13 protein-coding genes and 1 pseudogene are annotated in these 17,151 nt (G+C 70.7%); 9 read left to right on the top strand and 5 right to left on the bottom strand.

Features of this window, described 5'->3' with window-relative positions:
• Positions 1-122 precede the first annotated feature (122 nt).
• Positions 123-1,346, bottom strand: a complete 1,224-nt coding sequence (locus ACZ5GT_RS29915) for a trypsin-like serine peptidase (protein ID WP_469032250.1) — start codon at positions 1,344-1,346, stop codon at positions 123-125.
• A gap of 361 nt (positions 1,347-1,707) precedes the next feature.
• Here ACZ5GT_RS29915 and ACZ5GT_RS29910 point away from each other — a divergent pair.
• Together ACZ5GT_RS29910 and ACZ5GT_RS29905 are read left to right on the top strand one after the other, a co-directional pair.
• A pseudogene (locus tag ACZ5GT_RS29910) lies at positions 1,708-2,112 on the top strand (aspartate aminotransferase family protein); the annotation flags it as partial.
• Positions 2,113-2,238: 126 nt separating this feature from the next.
• Positions 2,239-4,245, top strand: coding sequence for an ATP-dependent DNA helicase (locus ACZ5GT_RS29905; RefSeq protein WP_469032247.1), 2,007 nt, complete (start codon positions 2,239-2,241; stop codon positions 4,243-4,245).
• Positions 4,246-4,369: 124 nt separating this feature from the next.
• Here ACZ5GT_RS29905 and lexA read toward each other — a convergent pair whose 3' ends face one another.
• Positions 4,370-5,149, bottom strand: a complete 780-nt coding sequence (gene lexA / locus ACZ5GT_RS29900; protein WP_469032243.1) for a transcriptional repressor LexA — start codon at positions 5,147-5,149, stop codon at positions 4,370-4,372.
• Positions 5,150-5,823: 674 nt separating this feature from the next.
• Here lexA and nrdR point away from each other — a divergent pair.
• Both nrdR and ACZ5GT_RS29890 read left to right on the top strand, forming a co-directional pair.
• The gene (gene nrdR / locus ACZ5GT_RS29895) at positions 5,824-6,393 is read left to right on the top strand and encodes a transcriptional regulator NrdR (RefSeq protein ID WP_469032241.1); all 570 of its coding nucleotides are present in this window, start codon (positions 5,824-5,826) and stop codon (positions 6,391-6,393) included.
• A 166-nt stretch (positions 6,394-6,559) separates the two neighbouring features.
• A complete protein-coding gene (locus ACZ5GT_RS29890; RefSeq protein WP_469032238.1) occupies positions 6,560-9,445 on the top strand; it encodes a vitamin B12-dependent ribonucleotide reductase in 2,886 nt (961 codons plus the stop codon).
• A 99-nt stretch (positions 9,446-9,544) separates the two neighbouring features.
• On the opposite strand, the gene ACZ5GT_RS29885 is transcribed toward ACZ5GT_RS29890, so the two are convergent.
• Positions 9,545-10,078 (bottom strand): TerD family protein, encoded by a 534-nt coding sequence (locus ACZ5GT_RS29885; RefSeq protein ID WP_469032236.1) that lies wholly within the window; start codon positions 10,076-10,078, stop codon positions 9,545-9,547.
• 150 nt (positions 10,079-10,228) lie between these two features.
• Between ACZ5GT_RS29885 and ACZ5GT_RS29880 the strand changes: the two genes are divergently transcribed.
• Both ACZ5GT_RS29880 and ACZ5GT_RS29875 read left to right on the top strand, forming a co-directional pair.
• A complete protein-coding gene (locus ACZ5GT_RS29880) occupies positions 10,229-10,834 on the top strand; it encodes a YdbC family protein (protein WP_469032234.1) in 606 nt (201 codons plus the stop codon).
• Between the two features lie 182 nt (positions 10,835-11,016).
• Complete coding sequence (locus tag ACZ5GT_RS29875) at positions 11,017-11,676, top strand: histidine phosphatase family protein (RefSeq protein WP_469032233.1); 660 nt, start codon at positions 11,017-11,019, stop codon at positions 11,674-11,676.
• A gap of 268 nt (positions 11,677-11,944) precedes the next feature.
• Here the strand turns inward: ACZ5GT_RS29875 and ACZ5GT_RS29870 are convergent, their stop codons facing one another.
• The gene (locus ACZ5GT_RS29870) at positions 11,945-13,492 is read right to left on the bottom strand and encodes an MFS transporter (RefSeq protein WP_469032230.1); all 1,548 of its coding nucleotides are present in this window, start codon (positions 13,490-13,492) and stop codon (positions 11,945-11,947) included.
• 182 nt (positions 13,493-13,674) lie between these two features.
• On the opposite strand from ACZ5GT_RS29870, the gene ACZ5GT_RS29865 reads away from it, so the two are divergent.
• The 3 genes from ACZ5GT_RS29865 to ACZ5GT_RS29855 all read left to right on the top strand — a co-directional run bounded on the left by ACZ5GT_RS29865 (position 13,675) and on the right by ACZ5GT_RS29855 (position 15,790).
• Positions 13,675-14,298: a TetR/AcrR family transcriptional regulator gene (locus ACZ5GT_RS29865; protein WP_469032228.1), complete on the top strand. Its 624-nt coding sequence runs from the start codon at positions 13,675-13,677 to the stop codon at positions 14,296-14,298.
• A gap of 81 nt (positions 14,299-14,379) precedes the next feature.
• The gene (locus tag ACZ5GT_RS29860) at positions 14,380-15,081 is read left to right on the top strand and encodes a ribonuclease HII (RefSeq protein ID WP_469032225.1); all 702 of its coding nucleotides are present in this window, start codon (positions 14,380-14,382) and stop codon (positions 15,079-15,081) included.
• A gap of 67 nt (positions 15,082-15,148) precedes the next feature.
• Positions 15,149-15,790 (top strand): hypothetical protein, encoded by a 642-nt coding sequence (locus tag ACZ5GT_RS29855; protein ID WP_469032220.1) that lies wholly within the window; start codon positions 15,149-15,151, stop codon positions 15,788-15,790.
• 571 nt (positions 15,791-16,361) lie between these two features.
• Here the strand turns inward: ACZ5GT_RS29855 and ACZ5GT_RS29850 are convergent.
• Entirely contained in the window at positions 16,362-16,997 is a 636-nt protein-coding gene (locus tag ACZ5GT_RS29850) for a hypothetical protein (protein ID WP_469032216.1), read from the bottom strand.
• Positions 16,998-17,151: the final 154 nt, after the last annotated feature.

Genomic DNA, 17,151 nt, shown 5'->3' with positions numbered 1-17,151 from the left:
AACGCTCGGCTGGGAAACCCCAGCCGAGCGCCTGCATAAACTGCTCGCGGCCTGACCAACACGACCACGTGTTGCGACGACCCCTAGAAAGCGCCCAGCGAGGAGCGGGCCTTCGGCGTCGTTCACTGCTTGGCGAACTTCCCGCTCACCTCGTCGTACACGCCCTTGGCCACGTCACCCAGCCGCGGACCGGCCAGCCAGCCCGACGTCACCGGGCCGATCGAGGTGTTGGACACCAGCGCCGGCTTGCCGTCCGAGCCCGTCTCGACCCAGCCGCCGCCGGACGAACCGCCGGTCATGGTGCAGCCGATGCGGTACATCGTCGGGTCGGAGGTGTTCATCGACAGCCGGCCCGGCTTGTCCGTGCACTGGTACAGCTTCTGCCCGTCGTAGGGGGCCGCGGCCGGGTAGCCGGTCGCCGTGATGGCGGAGACCTTCGGCACGGCCGGGGCGTCGAAGTTCACCGGAAGAGCCGAACCGACCGTCTCCTCCAGGGACTTGCCGTTGCCGCCCTTCTCCGGGGTCACATGGATGACCGCGAAGTCGTACGAGGCGCCGTCGCCGCCGGTCTCCCCGCCCTGCTCGATCCACTGGTCCGAGGTCTGCGCCCAGTCGCCCCACCACACACCGTACGGAGCGACCTCCTCCCGGGTGGCGTTCTGCAACTGGTCGGCCGTCCGGCCCGCGTCGTTGTACGACGGCACGAACGCGATGTTGCGGTACCAGCCGCCCTTCTTGCCCGCGTGCACGCAGTGGCCCGCCGTCCACACCAGGTTGGACTTGCCCGGGTGCGCGGGGTCCTTCACCACGGTCGCCGAGCAGACCATCGTGCCCTCGGGCGAGTCGAAGAACACCTTGCCCGCCGTCGCGGCGTTGGCGTGGTACGTGGGAGCCACGGCCTTCGCCTGCACCGGCGAGGGCGTCGGGTCGGTCACCCCCTGGTCGCCGGAGATGTCGTTCTCGTCGACGCTCTTGTCGGGGTCCTCGGCGTCACGCATGCGGTCCGGGTCCCACAGGCCCTTGATGATCGGGTTGATGAACTCGTCGGCCTCACGCAGCCAGTCGTCCTTGTCCCAGTTCTTCCAGGCGCCGTTCTTCCACTTGTCGAGGTCGAACCCGTGCTCCTTGAGCTTCTGCTTGATGTCGTCGGGTATCTGGATCTTGCCGTCGCTGCCGCCGGTGGCGGTGGCGGAGGCCTGGCTGTCGGCCTTGGCGTCACCGGAGGAACAACCGGTGGCGGTGAGCGCCAGCGCCGAGGCGAGGGCGACGGCGGCGAGAACGGGGGAGGTCCTGCGGCGTACGCTCCCCCCACTGCGAGCGGTGAACGGCGGCCTGGTGGATCGCATGGTCTGAACTCCCCCTGAGGTGGTGAAAGAACCGGGCGCTGCGACCGTGACCGCACGCGCTGCCCCGGTTCGTCGCAACGGCACCACACACTATGCGCTCGCTGTGGGGGAGTTCCGACGGAACGGCAACGGTTCGGCTACAAGGCTTCTGACCTGCCGCTCCGCGAGCGGGAGTCGGTTCACGCCGACGCCAACGGCGTCGTACGCGGCCCGCGTTGCGGGGGCCAGGGCCGCCCCTGGAGCGCAGAAGGATCTCGGTCCCGGCCGTAACCCGTCGGGCGGGGCGGGGTTGTAGCGGTTGGGGGGTAGGCCGCGCGCGTGCGGCTCCTCCGTGCCCGGGGGAAGGGAGGACGAGGAGAACGTGGCCGAGTCTGCGCACGACACGGTCCCGCGGAGCCGACCGAGGTCCGCGGTGTCGCGGCGGTCGCCGACCGCACGGGAGTCCGCGGCACCCACCTACGCGCGTGCCCTGCCGATCGTCCCGGTGCGGGCCCGCGGGCCGACCATCGAGGGCGCCGACGGGCGCCGCTGCCTCGACTGCCACTCCTGCGCCGGGACGCCCGTCTGGGCCACGACCACCCCGTCGTCCCGGAGGCGATCCGCGGGGGTCCTCGACTCGGGCGCGCCCTGCACGTCCCGGACCACGCGACGCCGGCCGAGGACGCGTTCGTCACCGAGCTGCTCGGCACCCTGCCGCGTGCGGTTCCGCGGACCGGGGGAAGCGGACGTGGTGGCGGCGGCCCGTGACCGCACCGGCCGCCACGGGGCGCCGTGCCCGTCGAGGAACCTGTCTCGTCCCGTCTCGCGAGAGGAACGCCGCCGTGCCGCCCACCGCCCCCGGATCCGCCTTGATCGCCCGATTGTCAGTGCCGGGCCGTAGGGTGGTCGCGCTATGACGAAGCCCTCACTCCCCGAACTCCTGCATGCCGCCGTCGCCGCCGTCGGCGGCACGGAGCGCCCCGGCCAGGTGACCATGGCCGAATCCGTCGCGGAGGCGATCGACGACGGCTCCCACCTGCTGGTCCAGGCCGGCACCGGCACCGGCAAGTCGCTGGGCTACCTGGTGCCCGCCCTCGCGCACGGAGACCGCGTCGTCGTGGCCACGGCCACCCTCGCCCTGCAGCGCCAGCTCGTCGAGCGGGACCTGCCGCGCACGGTCGACGCGCTGCACCCCCTGCTGCGCCGCCGCCCGGAGTTCGCGATGCTCAAGGGCCGGTCGAACTACCTGTGCCTGCACCGCCTCCACGAGGGCGTCCCGCAGGACGAGGAGGAGGGCCTCTTCGACCAGTTCGAGGCGGCCGCGCCCACCAGCAAGCTGGGCCAGGACCTGCTGCGGCTGCGTGACTGGGCGGACGAGACCGAGTCCGGCGACCGCGACGACCTCACGCCCGGGGTCTCCGACCGTGCCTGGTCCCAGGTGTCGGTCTCGTCCCGCGAGTGCCTGGGCGCGTCCAAGTGCGCGTACGGCGCCGAATGCTTCGCCGAGATGGCCCGCGAGCGCGCCAAGCTGGCCGAGGTCGTCGTCACCAACCACGCGCTGCTCGCCATCGACGCCATCGAGGGAGCCCCGGTCCTGCCGCAGCACGAGGTGCTGATCGTCGACGAGGCGCACGAGCTGGTCTCGCGGGTCACCGGCGTCGCCACCGGCGAGCTCACCCCCGGCCAGGTCAACCGTGCGGTGCGCCGCGCGGCGAAGCTGGTCAACGAGAAGGCCGCCGACCAGCTCCAGACCGCCGCCGAGGGCTTCGAGCGGCTGATGGAGCTGGCCCTGCCGGGCCGCCTGGAGGAGATCCCCGAGGACCTCGGCTACGCCCTCATGGCGCTGCGCGACGCCTGCCGTACGGTGATCTCCGCGATCGGCGCGACCCGCGACAAGTCCGTCCAGGACGAGGACGCGGTCCGCAAGCAGGCCCTCGCCTCCGTGGAGTCGGTGCACGACGTGGCGGAGAGAGTGGTGAACGGCGCCGAGTGGGACGTCGTCTGGTACGAGCGCCATGAGCCCCGCGGCGGAGCCGCATATCGGTACAGCGGCGCCTCCCTGCGGGTGGCCCCCATGTCCGTGTCGGGCCTGCTGCGGGAGAAGCTCTTCGCGGACCGCTCCGTGATCCTGGCGTCCGCGACGCTGAAACTGGGCGGGGACTTCAACGGCGTCGGCGCGTCCCTGGGCCTCGCCCCGGAGGGCACCGAGGGCGACGACGTGCCGCAGTGGAAGGGCATCGACGTCGGCTCCCCCTTCGACTACCGCAAGCAGGGCATCCTCTACGTCGCCAAGCACCTGGCCCGTCCCGCCCGCGACGGCGACCGCGCGGACATGCTCGACGAGCTGACGGAGCTGATCCAGGCGGCGGGAGGCCGCACGCTGGGCCTGTTCTCCTCGATGCGGGGGGCCCAGCTCGCCGCCGAGGAGCTGCGTTCCCGCATCCCCGAGTTCCCGATCTTGCTCCAGGGCGAGGAGACCCTCGGGGAGCTGATCAAGAACTTCGCGGCCGACCCGCGGACCTGCCTCTTCGGCACCCTGTCGCTCTGGCAGGGCGTCGACGTCCCCGGCCCCAGCTGCCAGTTGGTGGTGATGGACAAGATCCCGTTCCCGCGGCCGGACGATCCGCTGATGAGCGCCCGCCAGAAGGCGGTGGAGGACGCCGGCGGCAACGGCTTCATGGCGGTCGCCGCCACCCACGCCGCGCTCCTGATGGCCCAGGGCGCCGGCCGCCTCGTACGGGCGTCGGGGGACCGCGGTGTGGTCGCGGTGCTGGACCAGCGGCTGGCCACCGCCCGGTACGGGAGTTACCTGAAGGCGTCACTGCCCGACTTCTGGTACACCACGGACCGCAACCAGGTGCGCAGGTCGCTGGCGGCGATCGACGCGACGGCGAAGCAGACGGAGGCAGAGGCCCAGTAGGACCCCCGGCCCCGCCCGACGGCCCCGAGGGCGGCCGGGGACAGTGCAGGGCCCCGGAACCGGCGCAGTGGTCCCGGGGCCCGGTCAGGGAGCGGTTCCGACGCAGGACCGCTCGCTGCGGCGGTCACACGCGCCGCAGCACCGCCACCACCTTGCCCAGGATGGTCGCGTCGTCGCCGGGGATCGGCTCGTACGCGGAGTTGTGCGGGAGCAGCCAGACGTGGCCGTCCTCGCGCTTGAAGCGCTTGACGGTGGCCTCGCCGTCGAGCATGGCGGCCACGATGTCGCCGTTCTCGGCGACGGGCTGGCGGCGCACCGTGACCCAGTCGCCGTCGCAGATCGCGGCCTCGATCATCGAGTCGCCGACGACCTTCAGCACGAACAGCTCACCGTCGCCCACGAGCTGGCGGGGCAGGGGGAAGACGTCCTCCACCGACTCCTCGGCGAGGATCGGACCACCGGCGGCGATGCGGCCGACCAGCGGGACGTACGACGCGGCGGGCTTGCCGGCGGTGTCGGTGGGCTGCACGGAGGCGGCCTGGTCGGAGCCGCGCACCTCGTACGCGCGCGGGCGGTGCGGGTCGCGGCGCAGGAAGCCCTTGCGCTCCAGCGCCATCAGCTGGTGGGCGACCGAGGAGGTGCTGGACAGGCCGACCGCCTGGCCGATCTCCCGCATCGACGGCGGGTAGCCGCGCCGCTGCACGGAGTCCCTGATGACCTCGATCACCCGGCGCTGCCGGTCGGTGAGCCCGGAGCTGTCCGCCCGGATGCCTGGAGGTCGGCCCGGCAGGGAGCGCTTGGGTCCCTCGGCGTTCACAATTTCGTTCATCGCATGCACCGGCTCGAGTCGGCCCTGGGAGCGGTCCTGGGCAGTGATGGTGGCGCTGTCTGCGGTGGTGGTCACGTCGGCCCCTCTCGATGGTCTCCCTGCTGGACAACGGTAGTTGCTTTCGAAAGGTTGCGCCAAACACACGTTCGAGTGAAAAACTGCGAGTTACCTGACGCGATCGCGTGTTTGGGTGTATGGCTGACGCGGCGCCCGGCAGGGGGGAAGAGCGCGTTGTTGTACTCTTCACCGCCGGGCCGGTGACCTTGTGGGTCGCCGCCCCAGTCTGCCATCCGGAAGGCCGTCGGCCGGGACCGGCTCCGCGTCTGCGCGGGAGTCCCACGCCCCCTCCCTGTGGCGCCCACGCTATCCCCGCACGCGCGGTGACGGTACGGCTGTGCGCGGACGTGTTCGCCGCGTCCCGGCGAGTGCCGCCGCCGTGCGCGGACGGGTCCCGGCGAGTGCCGCCGCCGCGTGCCCGTCGCGCCGCGCCCGCCTCGTCGCGCCGGGCCGGCCTGCCCGCGTCGGCCGTCCCGGCGCGCCGTGCCCGGCCCGACATCGCGCGACACGCGCGGGCGACCTGTGTGTATGAGCCAATCCCCACATCTAGTGGTTGGATTGCGACAGCAGCCCAGAAGTTGTGGTGCCCCGGGTCTTCGGACCTCCGGAGATCGCCTATGCTGGGGGCTGCTTCGAGGGGCTCGTGAGGCCCAGCGAGGTTGTTGAGTCTGCTGTGAGGAGGGTTGGGAACCATGCACTGCCCCTTCTGCAGGCACCCCGACAGCCGTGTCGTCGACAGTCGTACGACCGACGACGGCACGTCGATCCGCAGGCGCCGCCAGTGTCCTGACTGCTCCCGTCGTTTCACGACGGTGGAGACGTGCTCACTGATGGTGATCAAGCGGTCCGGAGTCACCGAGCCCTTCAGCCGCACCAAGGTCATCAACGGCGTGCGCAAGGCGTGCCAGGGGCGGCCCGTCACCGAGGACGCGCTGGCCCAGCTCGGCCAGCGGGTCGAGGAGGCGGTGCGGGCCACCGGGAGCGCCGAGCTGACCACCCACGACGTGGGGCTGGCCATCCTCGGTCCGTTGCAGGAACTCGACCTCGTCGCGTATCTGCGGTTCGCCTCCGTCTACCGGGCGTTCGACTCGCTCGAGGACTTCGAGGCCGCGATCGCGGAACTCAGGGAGGAGACGCGACGCGCCGCCGCGGACGACGACGGCCGTGAGGACGCTGTCGCGGAGAGCCGGGAAGACGAAGAAGACGAATCCGGGCCCGGGGAGACCGTCCAGGTCCCCGAGCCCGCCCACGCCGCCGACTGACCGGAGAGCCGGAACCGGGCTCGAGGCCCCGGGACCGGCCGGACGGCGGCGATCGAAGACCTGTTGCGGGCGGCAGTGAGAGGGCGCCCGCGACATCAGACACCACACCGTGCCACGGGAACATTCGGGGCACTTCAGGGCGTTTCGCCCGTACCAGGGAGGCGGCATGACAGAGACGGCGAGCGGTCCGGCACGAGGTTCCCGAGCCAAGGGAGCCAAGGCCGGCAAGGGGCTGCGTATCGAGCGCATCCACACCACCCCGGGCCTGCACCCGTACGACGAGGTGACCTGGGAGCGCCGTGACGTCGTCATGACCAACTGGCGCGACGGCTCGGTCAACTTCGAGCAGCGCGGCGTCGAGTTCCCCGACTTCTGGTCGGTGAACGCGGTCAACATCGTCACCAGCAAGTACTTCCGCGGTGCCGTCGGCACCCCGCAGCGCGAGACCGGCCTCAAGCAGCTGATCGACCGCATCGTGAAGACGTACCGGAAGGCCGGCGAGGACTACAAGTACTTCGCCTCGCCCGCCGACGCCGAGATCTTCGAGCACGAGCTGGCGTACGCCCTCCTGCACCAGGTCTTCAGCTTCAACAGCCCCGTCTGGTTCAACGTCGGCACGCCGCAGCCCCAGCAGGTCTCCGCCTGCTTCATCCTGTCCGTCGACGACTCCATGGAGTCGATCCTCGACTGGTACAAGGAAGAGGGCATGATCTTCAAGGGCGGCTCCGGCGCCGGCCTGAACCTCTCCCGCATCCGCTCCTCCAAGGAACTGCTGTCCTCCGGCGGCAACGCCTCGGGTCCCGTCTCCTTCATGCGCGGTGCCGACGCCTCCGCCGGCACCATCAAGTCCGGCGGCGCCACCCGCCGGGCCGCCAAGATGGTCATCCTCGACGTCGACCACCCCGACATCGAGGACTTCATCGAGACCAAGGTGAAGGAAGAGGAGAAGATCCGCGCCCTGCGCGACGCGGGCTTCGACATGGACCTCGGCGGCGAGGACATCACCTCCGTCCAGTACCAGAACGCCAACAACTCGGTCCGCGTCAACGACGAGTTCATGAAGGCGGTCGAGTCCGGCGGCAAGTTCGGCCTGCGGGCGCGGATGACCGGCGAGGTGATCGAGGAGGTCGACGCCAAGTCCCTCTTCCGCAAGATGGCGGAGGCGGCCTGGGCCTGCGCCGACCCGGGCATCCAGTACGACGACACCATCAACCACTGGCACACCTGCCCGGAGTCCGGCCGCATCAACGGCTCCAACCCCTGCAGCGAGTACATGCACCTGGACAACACGTCCTGCAACCTCGCCTCGCTGAACCTGATGAAGTTCCTGAAGGACGACGGCAAGGGCAGCCAGTCCTTCGACGTCGACCGCTTCACCAAGGTCGTCGAGCTCGTCATCACCGCGATGGACATCTCCATCTGCTTCGCCGACTTCCCGACCCAGAAGATCGGCGAGAACACGCGCGCGTTCCGCCAGCTCGGCATCGGCTACGCCAACCTCGGCGCCCTGCTGATGGCGACCGGCCACGCCTACGACTCCGACGGCGGCCGCGCCCTCGCCGGCGCCGTCACCTCCCTCATGACCGGCACGGCGTACAAGCGCTCCGCCGAGCTCGCCGCGGTCGTCGGCCCGTACGACGGCTACGCCCGCAACGCCGACGCCCACAACCGCGTCATGAAGCAGCACGCCGACGCCAACGCCGTGGCCGTCCGCATGGACGACCTCGACACGCCGATCTGGGCCGCCGCCACGGAGTCCTGGCAGGACGTGCTGCACCTGGGCGAGAAGAACGGCTTCCGCAACTCCCAGGCGTCCGTGATCGCGCCGACCGGCACCATCGGTCTGGCGATGTCCTGCGACACCACCGGCCTCGAGCCCGACCTCGCCCTGGTCAAGTTCAAGAAGCTGGTCGGCGGCGGCTCGATGCAGATCGTCAACGGCACCGTCCCGCAGGCCCTGCGCCGCCTGGGCTACCAGGAGGAGCAGATCGAGGCGGTCGTCGCCCACATCGCCGAGCACGGCAACGTGATCGACGCCCCCGGCCTCAAGCACGAGCACTACGAGGTGTTCGACTGTGCCATGGGCGAGCGCGCCATCTCCCCGATGGGCCACGTCCGCATGATGGCCGCGATCCAGCCGTGGATCTCCGGCGCGCTGTCCAAGACGGTCAACATGCCGGAGACGGCGACCGTCGAGGAGGTCGAGGAGATCTACTTCGAGGCCTGGAAGCTGGGCATCAAGGCCCTCGCGATCTACCGCGACAACTGCAAGGTCGGCCAGCCGCTCTCCGCCAAGAAGAAGGAGACGACGGAGACGAAGGCCGAGCAGCCGGCCGCGGAGTCCAAGGTCGAGAAGGTCGTCGAGTACCGTCCGGTCCGCAAGCGCCTCCCCAAGGGCCGCCCCGGCATCACGACGTCCTTCACGGTCGGCGGCGCCGAGGGCTACATGACGGCCAACTCCTACCCGGACGACGGACTCGGCGAGGTCTTCCTGAAGATGTCCAAGCAGGGCTCGACCCTCGCCGGCATGATGGACGCCTTCTCCATCGCCGTCTCCGTGGGCCTGCAGTACGGCGTGCCGCTGGAGACGTACGTCTCGAAGTTCACCAACATGCGCTTCGAGCCGGCCGGCATGACGGACGACCCGGACGTGCGGATGGCGCAGTCGATCGTCGACTACATCTTCCGTCGCCTGGCGCTCGACTTCCTGCCCTTCGAGACCCGCTCCGCGCTCGGCATCCACTCCGCCGAGGAGCGTCAGCGCCACCTCGAGACCGGCTCCTACGAGCCGTCGGACGACGAGGTCGACGTCGAGGGCCTGGCCCAGTCGGCGCCGCGCGCCCAGGAGCTGAAGGCCGTCGCCACGCCGAGGGCCGAGGTCGAGGCGGCCCAGCCCGCCCCGAAGCAGGCGCACACCAGCGCCGAACTGGTGGAGATGCAGCTCGGCATCCAGGCCGACGCCCCGCTGTGCTTCTCCTGCGGCACCAAGATGCAGCGGGCCGGCTCCTGCTACATCTGCGAGGGCTGCGGCTCCACCAGCGGCTGCAGCTGACCCGGGCGGGGCTCGTCCCCGCCTGACGGACGCTTCACACGAGAGGGGCGCCGACCATGTGTCGGCGCCCCTCCCGGCCGTGCGCGGCGGCGACGCGGGTCAGGACCGGCGTACCCGGCCCATGGTGCGGGTGAACGTCGCCGGGTCGTCGTCGAAGCCGTGGATGCCGGGGTGGTAGTCCCAGACGGTGTCGCCCTCCCGCACGAACTCCGCGACGGTCGCCGCCGTCGCCCCGAGGACGCCGCCGAAGTCGTCCTCGGCCAGCACGGTGTACCCCTCCCGGATGCGCAGGCCCGCGCTGCGCACACCGACGAACGTCCGCCGCGCGGGCCGCTGCTGGATCACCACGCCGACCACCACACGCGCGTACCGCTCGCTGAGCCGCTCCAGCTCCAGCGTCATCACCTCGTCCCAGCCGAACCCCTTGCCGTCGTGGCTGTCCCGGTTGAGGTAGATGGTGCCGTCGGGGGAGCGGCTGTCGAAGTGCACCACATAGGCCGGATCACCGTACGGATCGTCCGTCGTATAGGTCGCCGCCACGATGTCCAGATCGGTGGGCGGCTCGCCCGCCGGACTGGGATCCCACTTGATCGCGACTTCGACCTTGCGGATGCCCTTGTTGATGGCGCTCACCCGAGTCCCCTTCTCCCTATGCCGTTGTCGCCCTAACTGCCGCGCAGACAAGGGCGGTTGTCCATCCTGCCACGCGCGGGTGAAGGTGTCCGGGGGCGTTGTCGGCCGGAGCGTGACCGCCGCCACGTTTCTGGGCCTTACCATGGCGCGGTGCTGGTCAAGTGGATTCGCTGCACCGTGGTGGACCGCCGCGGTTTCGAGCGGGGGCAGCGAAAGTGGGCGGGGCTTCTGGGAGAGCCGGGGTTTCGGGGACAGGGCGGTGGCTGGAGCAGGGGACGGCCGGGCGTGGCGCACGTCTTCTCCTTCTGGGAGAGCCGTTCCTTCTACGACTCCTTCATGGCCCGTTCCCACGACCGGCTGGCGGCGGCCCAGTCGGGGACCTTCAAGAACGCACAGGCCAAACTGTTCGAGTACCGCTTCGACGTGAAGACGGGCTTCGAACCGCGTTTCACCGACGCCGACCTCGTCCGGGCGGCTCTCTGCCGGGTCCACGAGGAGCGCGCCGAGCACTTCACGCTCATGCAGGAGAAGGTCTGGAACCCCGCCATGGCCGGCTCGCCCGGCATGCTCCGGGGCCTGTTCGGGGAGGGGCCGGGGCACGAGTTCCTGGTGCTGTCGATGTGGCACTCGGCCGCCGAGCACGGCAAGTACCGCACCGAGCGCGTAGAGCGGCTCGCCCTGCGGGCCCAGACGGAGGCGGACATCGCGGCCCTCACGGGCGCCATCGTGGATCTCGAACCGACCTGGACGGTGTGACCGGTCCGGTGAGGGCGCCGGAGTCCCGGCTGCGCCCTCCGGCTGTGCCTCCGGCGGTGCTCTCCGGCTGTGCCCTTCGGCGGCCTCTCGCGACGGCGTCCACGGGACGGGACCGTGTGACCTACACCGTATGGAGACCGTACGAGTGCTCGATCTGCCGCGACCCGATCTAGGGTTTCGGCATGGCACGACCACGGCGCATCGTTCTTGTCCGGCACGGGGAGTCAAAGGGCAATGTTGATGACACCGTCTACGAGCGTGAGCCCGACCACGCCCTGGCCCTGACCGAGCGCGGCCGGCGCCAGGCCGAGGAGACCGGAAACCGGCTGCGCGGGCTGTTCGGACGCGAACGCGTCAGCGTGTACGTGTCGCCGTACCGTCGTACGCACGAGACCCTGCGCGCCTTCCACCTCGACCCGGACCTCATACGCGTGCGCGAGGAGCCCCGGCTGCGCGAACAGGACTGGGGAAACTGGCAGGACTGCGACGACGTACGTCTCCAGAAGGCCTACCGGGACGCCTACGGCCACTTCTTCTACCGCTTCGCCCAGGGCGAGTCCGGGGCCGACGTGTACGACCGGGTCGGCGGCTTCCTGGAGAGCCTGTACCGCAGCTTCGAGGCGCCCGATCACCCGCCGAACGTGCTGCTGGTGACCCACGGTCTGGCCATGCGGCTGTTCTGCATGCGCTGGTTCCACTGGACGGTCGCGGAGTTCGAGTCCCTGTCGAACCCCGGGAACGCCGAGATGCGGATGCTGGAACTCGGTGACGACGGCAAGTACGTGCTCGACCGGCCCTTCGAGCGGTGGCGGGATCCGGATCCGTACGGGATCTCCGGGTAGCGCGGCGCCGCGCTGCGCGGTGCGGCATGGCGCGGGGGTACCGGCGGGACGGAAACTGTCCGTGTGCGGTGGGAACTCTCCGTGACCGGCCGTCGTTCTCGTGGCAGTTGCTGTGTGGAGAGGCGCGGGGGTGGCCATGGTGTTCTTGCCGTGGGGTCTTTGGACGTGGGCGGTCGGAGGGGCGGTGCGGATGGCCGGTCCGGGGTCCTCGTCGTCGGTCCCCCGGACCGGGACCGGCCATCCGCGGCCCGCCGCCGGGCCGGCCCGGTCAGCCGGCCGGCGGAGCGGTCGTGCCGGCGAGGGCGTCCAGGTCGCTCTTGCGGACCCGGATCACCAGCCAGGCGCTGGCGAGGGCGAGCACGGCCATGGCCGTAGCCGCGATGAAGCCCGTCGAGATGCCGTGGGCGAGCACTTCGTGCCCCCAGGGCGCGGGCAACCGGTGCGTCTTGGCGAACTCCGCCTTCTGCTGCGGCGAGCCCTCGGCGAGGAATTTCGTCACCTGCTTGTCCGCCTCGTCCTTGCCGGCCGAGCCGAACACCGTCGTCAGGATCGACAGGCCCAGCGAACCGCCGACCTGCTGGGTGGTGTTGAGCAGCCCGGAGGCCGCGCCCGCCTCGTGCTGTGCGACACCGGAGACCGCGGTGACCGTCAAGGTCACGAAGTTCAGCCCCATCCCGAAGCCGAACACCAGCATCGGCCCGAGCACTCCGCCCGCGTACGAGCTGTCGGAGCTGATCAGGCTCTGCCAGGCCAGTCCGAGCACCGCCAAGGCCGAGCCCGTCAGCATGAACGGCTTGGGCCCGAGCACCGGCAGGAACCGCTGCGACAGCCCCGCGCCGAGCGCGATCACGACCGTCACCGGCAGGAACGCGAAACCGGCCTGGATCGGGCTGTAACCCAGCACGTTCTGCACGAAGAGCACGATGTAGAAGAACATGCCGAACATCGCCGCGGCCAGGCTCAGCATGATCAGGTACGTGCCCGAGCGGTTGCGGTCGGCGAACATCCGCAGCGGCGTGATGGGTTCCTTGGCCCGCGATTCGATGAACGCGAAGGCGGCCAGCAGGACCACCGCGGCGCCGAAGGAGCCGATGGTGAGGCTGTCCCGCCAGCCCTCGTCGGCGGCCCGGATGAAGCCGTAGACCAGGGACGCCATGCCGGAGGTCGAGGTCAGCGCGCCGGCGATGTCGAAACGTCCGGTGTGCCTTTCGGACTCGTGGATGTACAGCGGCGCGAGCAGGGCGATCGCCACACCGATCGGCACGTTGACGAAGAGCACCCAGCGCCAGTCGAGCCACTCCGTGAGCATGCCGCCGGCGAGAAGGCCGATGGCGCCACCGCCCGCCGAGACCGCGGCGAAGACCCCGAAGGCCCGGTTGCGTTCGGGCCCTTCGGGGAACGTGGTGGTGATGAGCGCCAGCGCGGTGGGCGAGGCGATCGCGCCACCCATGCCCTGCAGGACGCGGGCGGCCAGCAGCTGCCAGGGCTCCTGGGCGAGTCCGCCGAGCAGCGAGGCCAGGGTGAACAGCAGGATGCCGGTCATGAAGACCCGGCGTCGGCCGAGGATGTCACCGGCCCGGCCCCCGAGGAGCAGCAGTCCGCCGAAGGTGAGCGTGTAGGCGCTGACGACCCAGGTGAGGTCGGTGGTGCTGAAGGCGAGGGCTTCTTGAATGTGCGGAAGGGCGATGTTCACAATCGTCGCGTCGAGTACCACCATGAGTTGGCAGGCCGCGATGACGGTGAGCGCGATGCCGGGGTGCCCGCCCCGGCGGGCCGCCCCTGGCTTCTGTACCTGTATCAACGGAGAGGTTGTCACTATGGGTCCCCCACGAGTCCGTTAGTGAACGCGGGCGTTCACTTTCGCGCCCCACGGTAGTGAGTCCCCAGTAGTGAACGCAAGCGTTCACTCGGCTTGTCGTCGCCCGGCGGATCCCCCGTCGTCGCCGTGCGGCTCATCGACCCCCGACGTCCCCCACCCCGCTCGCTGGAGAAACTCAGATGGTTACCTCGCGCTGGACGGCCGCCCCCGCTGGGGCGACGTCCCTCCGTCGGCGCGGAGCCGTGCTCGAACGCGCGATCCTCGACGCCGCGTTGGAGCAGCTCAGTACGGTTGGCTGGAAAGGCCTCACCATGGAGGGCGTCGCCGCCGGCGCCCAGACGGGCAAGGCGGCGGTCTATCGCCGCTGGCCGTCCAAGGAGGACCTCGTCGCGGACGCGCTGCAGGCCGGACTGCCGCGCGTCGAGACCGCACCCGATCTCGGCAGCGTCCGCGCGGATCTGCTCGAGCTGTGCCGGCTGGCGCGCGAGGCCATGTTCTCTCTCCCCGGCTCCGCCGTTCGCGCGGTGATTCACGAATGTGATCCCGTGCAGGCCGAGCGCTTCCACGGCGTCATCTACGACCAGATAGTGGAACCCACCTTGAAGCTGCTCAGAGAGGTCATCACCCGTGGAATAGGTCGCGGGGAAGTGCGATCCGATGCGGCCAACAGCTATGTCTTCGACGCCATCCCGGCCATGATGATGTACCGCTCCAAGATGTGCGGAAGTGAATGGAGCGATCGCGATCTCGAGGAGATGATCGACCAGTTGATGGTTCCGCTGCTGAGGCCGAGCAGCGCCTGACGGCGGGACGCGGCGCCCTCGGCACGGCTGCGGGAACCGGGGTGTCGCCGGGTGATCCCGGCGGCGTACGCTAAGGGCGCCATGCCGTACGAGCCACCCACTCACACCGTCGAGCGCTCACTGCGCGCCACGACCGGAGCGAAGGTCATTGCCGGTGTCGACGAGGTGGGGCGCGGCGCGTGGGCCGGCCCCGTCACCGTCTGCGCGGCGATCACCGGACTGCGCCGACCCCCCGAAGGCCTCACCGACTCCAAGCTGCTCACCGTCAGGCGCCGCACCGAACTCGCCGCGCACCTGCGGGAGTGGGTCACGTCGTACGCCTTGGGGCACGCATCCCCGGAGGAGATAGACGACATGGGGATGACCGCCGCGCTGCGGCTGGCGGCGGTGCGTGCCCTGGAAGCGCTGCCGGTCCGCCCCGAAGCCGTGATCCTCGACGGGAAGCACGACTACCTCGGGGCTCCCTGGCGGGTCCGGACGGTGATCAAGGGTGACCGGTCCTGCGTGGCGGTCGCGGCGGCCTCGGTGATCGCCAAGGTTCAGCGCGACAAAATGATGGCCGAACTGGGTATCGACCATGCAGACTTCGGTTTTGCGGACAACGCCGGGTATCCGTCACCCGTGCACAAGGCCGCACTGGAGAAGCGGGGTCCCACCCCGTACCACCGCTTGTCGTGGGCGTATCTTGATGCGCTGCCCCAGTGGCGGCACCTCAAGAAGGCCCGCAGTTGGGCGGACGGAAGCGTTCCGGAGATCGAGGGTCAGCTCGGCTTCGACTTCTGACGTTCCGCTCGCACTTGTGTGCCACCCGCCGACGCGGGCCGTACCAATGTTTGATAAAAATCAGCTCATGCCTCTCATTCCCGAGGAGCCTCAGATTCACGAGAGTGCCCAGGGTCCCCGCGCCACCCCGGCCAGCGGCCGTACCGCGCCGACCCCCCGCCCCGTACCCGGCCCCCGTCCAGCGGCTCCGCCGCGCCCCGGTCGCCCGGGCCCCTTCCGGCCCGCGCCGCCGGCGCAGCGTACGCCGCGTGACGTGGCTCCGGCCAAGCCCGCCCCGTCGGGCCCCGCTGCACCCGCCGCCACCGCCACGGCTTCGGCGACCCCGCAGATCCAGCTGATCCCGGCCTCGGTCGACGGCGCGCTCGACGCCGCCGAGGAGGCCGTGGACCTGCTGCTGGAGTCGGGTCGTGCCCCCGGTGACGTGCTGGTGATCACCACCGGTGAACAGCATCCATGGGCCGCCCACGAGCTGTCCTTCGGTGAAGCCTCCTACTGGGCGCAGCACGACGCCGGCGACGACGTCTTCTACACCGAAGCCGCCTTCGCCGAGCGTGCCGCCTCGCGTCCCGTGGTCGTGGTCGCCGTCAACGGCGGTTCCGACGCGGTGGCCGCCACCGCGCTGCCGCTGGCCCATGCCCGGGCCGGTGCTCTGCTGATCGTCTGCGGCGACCCGCAGACGATCAACTCGGTGCTGGGCGCAGGCGTCTGATTCCGTCCCGGCACGTTCGCGTGCCGACGGAGCGACGAGTACGCCGCTGTGAGCGGCGTCGGCACAGTGGGTGGTTCGGCGTGCCCGGACCACGGCTGCGGCTTCCAATTCCGGAAGCCTCCGTGCGGTTCCGGGGCCGGGGTGAATTCCGAGGCGACGGGACCGGCGTCGGTGGCGTCGTCGTGCCTGCGGGGTGACGTGCCTCCGGGCGCCTCGCCGCCATGTGCGCCTCCCGCCCCGCAGGGGCCAGGCGTGTACACGGTGTGGCTCGGACGTGGGTCGAAGGGGCACTTGCCCATGTGCGCCGCCGTCCATCGCTGTGCGTTCGCGCACGGCAGCGGCGCGGCGTGACGGAGGCACCCCTGGTGCAGGGAGCCGTTCTGGGCAGGGAGCCTTCCCGGGGAGGGAGCCGTCCCGGGCGGTTACGCGCCCCGTCCGGTGGATGGGTCCCCGGCGCGGCGCGGCCGTCCCCGGCGCGGCGCGGGACACAGCTTCCGTGTGCGGCGGAGTGTGCGGCGAGCGGTGCCGGAGAGCCCCGCCTCGCCGCCGGTGCGGCAGGTGACCGCTGCGCTCAGCGAGCCGCCACGCGGCGCAGGATCTCCGAGGCGGCACCGCCGGTGCGCGGCAGCGGGAGCGGCGCCTCGGACAGGCTGAACGGCCCCGGCGTGGACTCCGCGTTGGGGTGGCGCCCGCCGCGGCCCTCACCGAGGACCTGCCAGCCGTCGCGGGTCAGAGTGATGTAGGCCCCGCAGCGCAGGCCGTGCAGCGTGCAGGCGTCACGCAGGCCCCACATCCACGCGCCGTCCTCCTCGGTCCAACGCGCGTCCCCGTCGCGGCAGTAGAGCAGCACGGCGGTCCGCACCGGCGTCCGGCGGCGCAGGTCGTGGGGGATGATCCGGCGCAGTTGGGCCAGCAGCACGTTGCGGAACAGCCACCCGTCGGCTTGAGCCGTGCGACGGACGAACGAGGCACTCGCCCGCAGCCGTTCGTCCGGGTCGAGTACCGCCACGACAGCCATCCCCGGCCTGGGGTGGTGACGGGAGTGCAGCCCGCTGACAACCTCACGTGGATTGCCCAGCAGAGGGATGCCGGCGGCGGCCCACTCCGCCGGTTCGAGCATGCGGGCCAGGGGGGTGGCGGAAGCGGCGGACAAGTCGGCAGAAGTCGACGTGGCTGCCGCGGGGGACGGAGCGATTCCGAAGGTCACGGTCCTCCCTTCGGCTACGCGCCCACACTGCGGGCAGGGTCGGATTTCGGGGGAGCGCGCACCGCAGCAGAGCCCTACCGGTCCACGGACGAGCCGTGCGGGGAGCGGACTTCAATTCTTCCTGTCGAACTTGATTGCGGCAACGAGCAATTGG

It is taken from the genome of Streptomyces sp. NPDC031340, from assembly GCF_055569945.1.
The sequence above is the reverse complement of the archived record's forward strand: the minus strand, read 5'-3'. Positions and strand labels throughout refer to the sequence as shown.

What these genes read in the sequence shown, in the direction of transcription:
- ACZ5GT_RS29865 (WP_469032228.1), top strand. Translation starts at nt 13,675, where the DNA reads ATGGTTACCTCGCGCTGGACGGCCGCCCCCGCTGGGGCGACGTCCCTC.
- ACZ5GT_RS29855 (WP_469032220.1), top strand. Translation starts at nt 15,149, where the DNA reads ATGCCTCTCATTCCCGAGGAGCCTCAGATTCACGAGAGTGCCCAGGGT.
- ACZ5GT_RS29875 (WP_469032233.1), top strand. Translation starts at nt 11,017, where the DNA reads ATGGCACGACCACGGCGCATCGTTCTTGTCCGGCACGGGGAGTCAAAG.
- nrdR (WP_469032241.1), top strand. Translation starts at nt 5,824, where the DNA reads ATGCACTGCCCCTTCTGCAGGCACCCCGACAGCCGTGTCGTCGACAGT.
- ACZ5GT_RS29905 (WP_469032247.1), top strand. Translation starts at nt 2,239, where the DNA reads ATGACGAAGCCCTCACTCCCCGAACTCCTGCATGCCGCCGTCGCCGCC.
- ACZ5GT_RS29860 (WP_469032225.1), top strand. Translation starts at nt 14,380, where the DNA reads ATGCCGTACGAGCCACCCACTCACACCGTCGAGCGCTCACTGCGCGCC.
- ACZ5GT_RS29915 (WP_469032250.1), bottom strand. Translation starts at nt 1,346, where the DNA reads ATGCGATCCACCAGGCCGCCGTTCACCGCTCGCAGTGGGGGGAGCGTA.
- ACZ5GT_RS29890 (WP_469032238.1), top strand. Translation starts at nt 6,560, where the DNA reads ATGACAGAGACGGCGAGCGGTCCGGCACGAGGTTCCCGAGCCAAGGGA.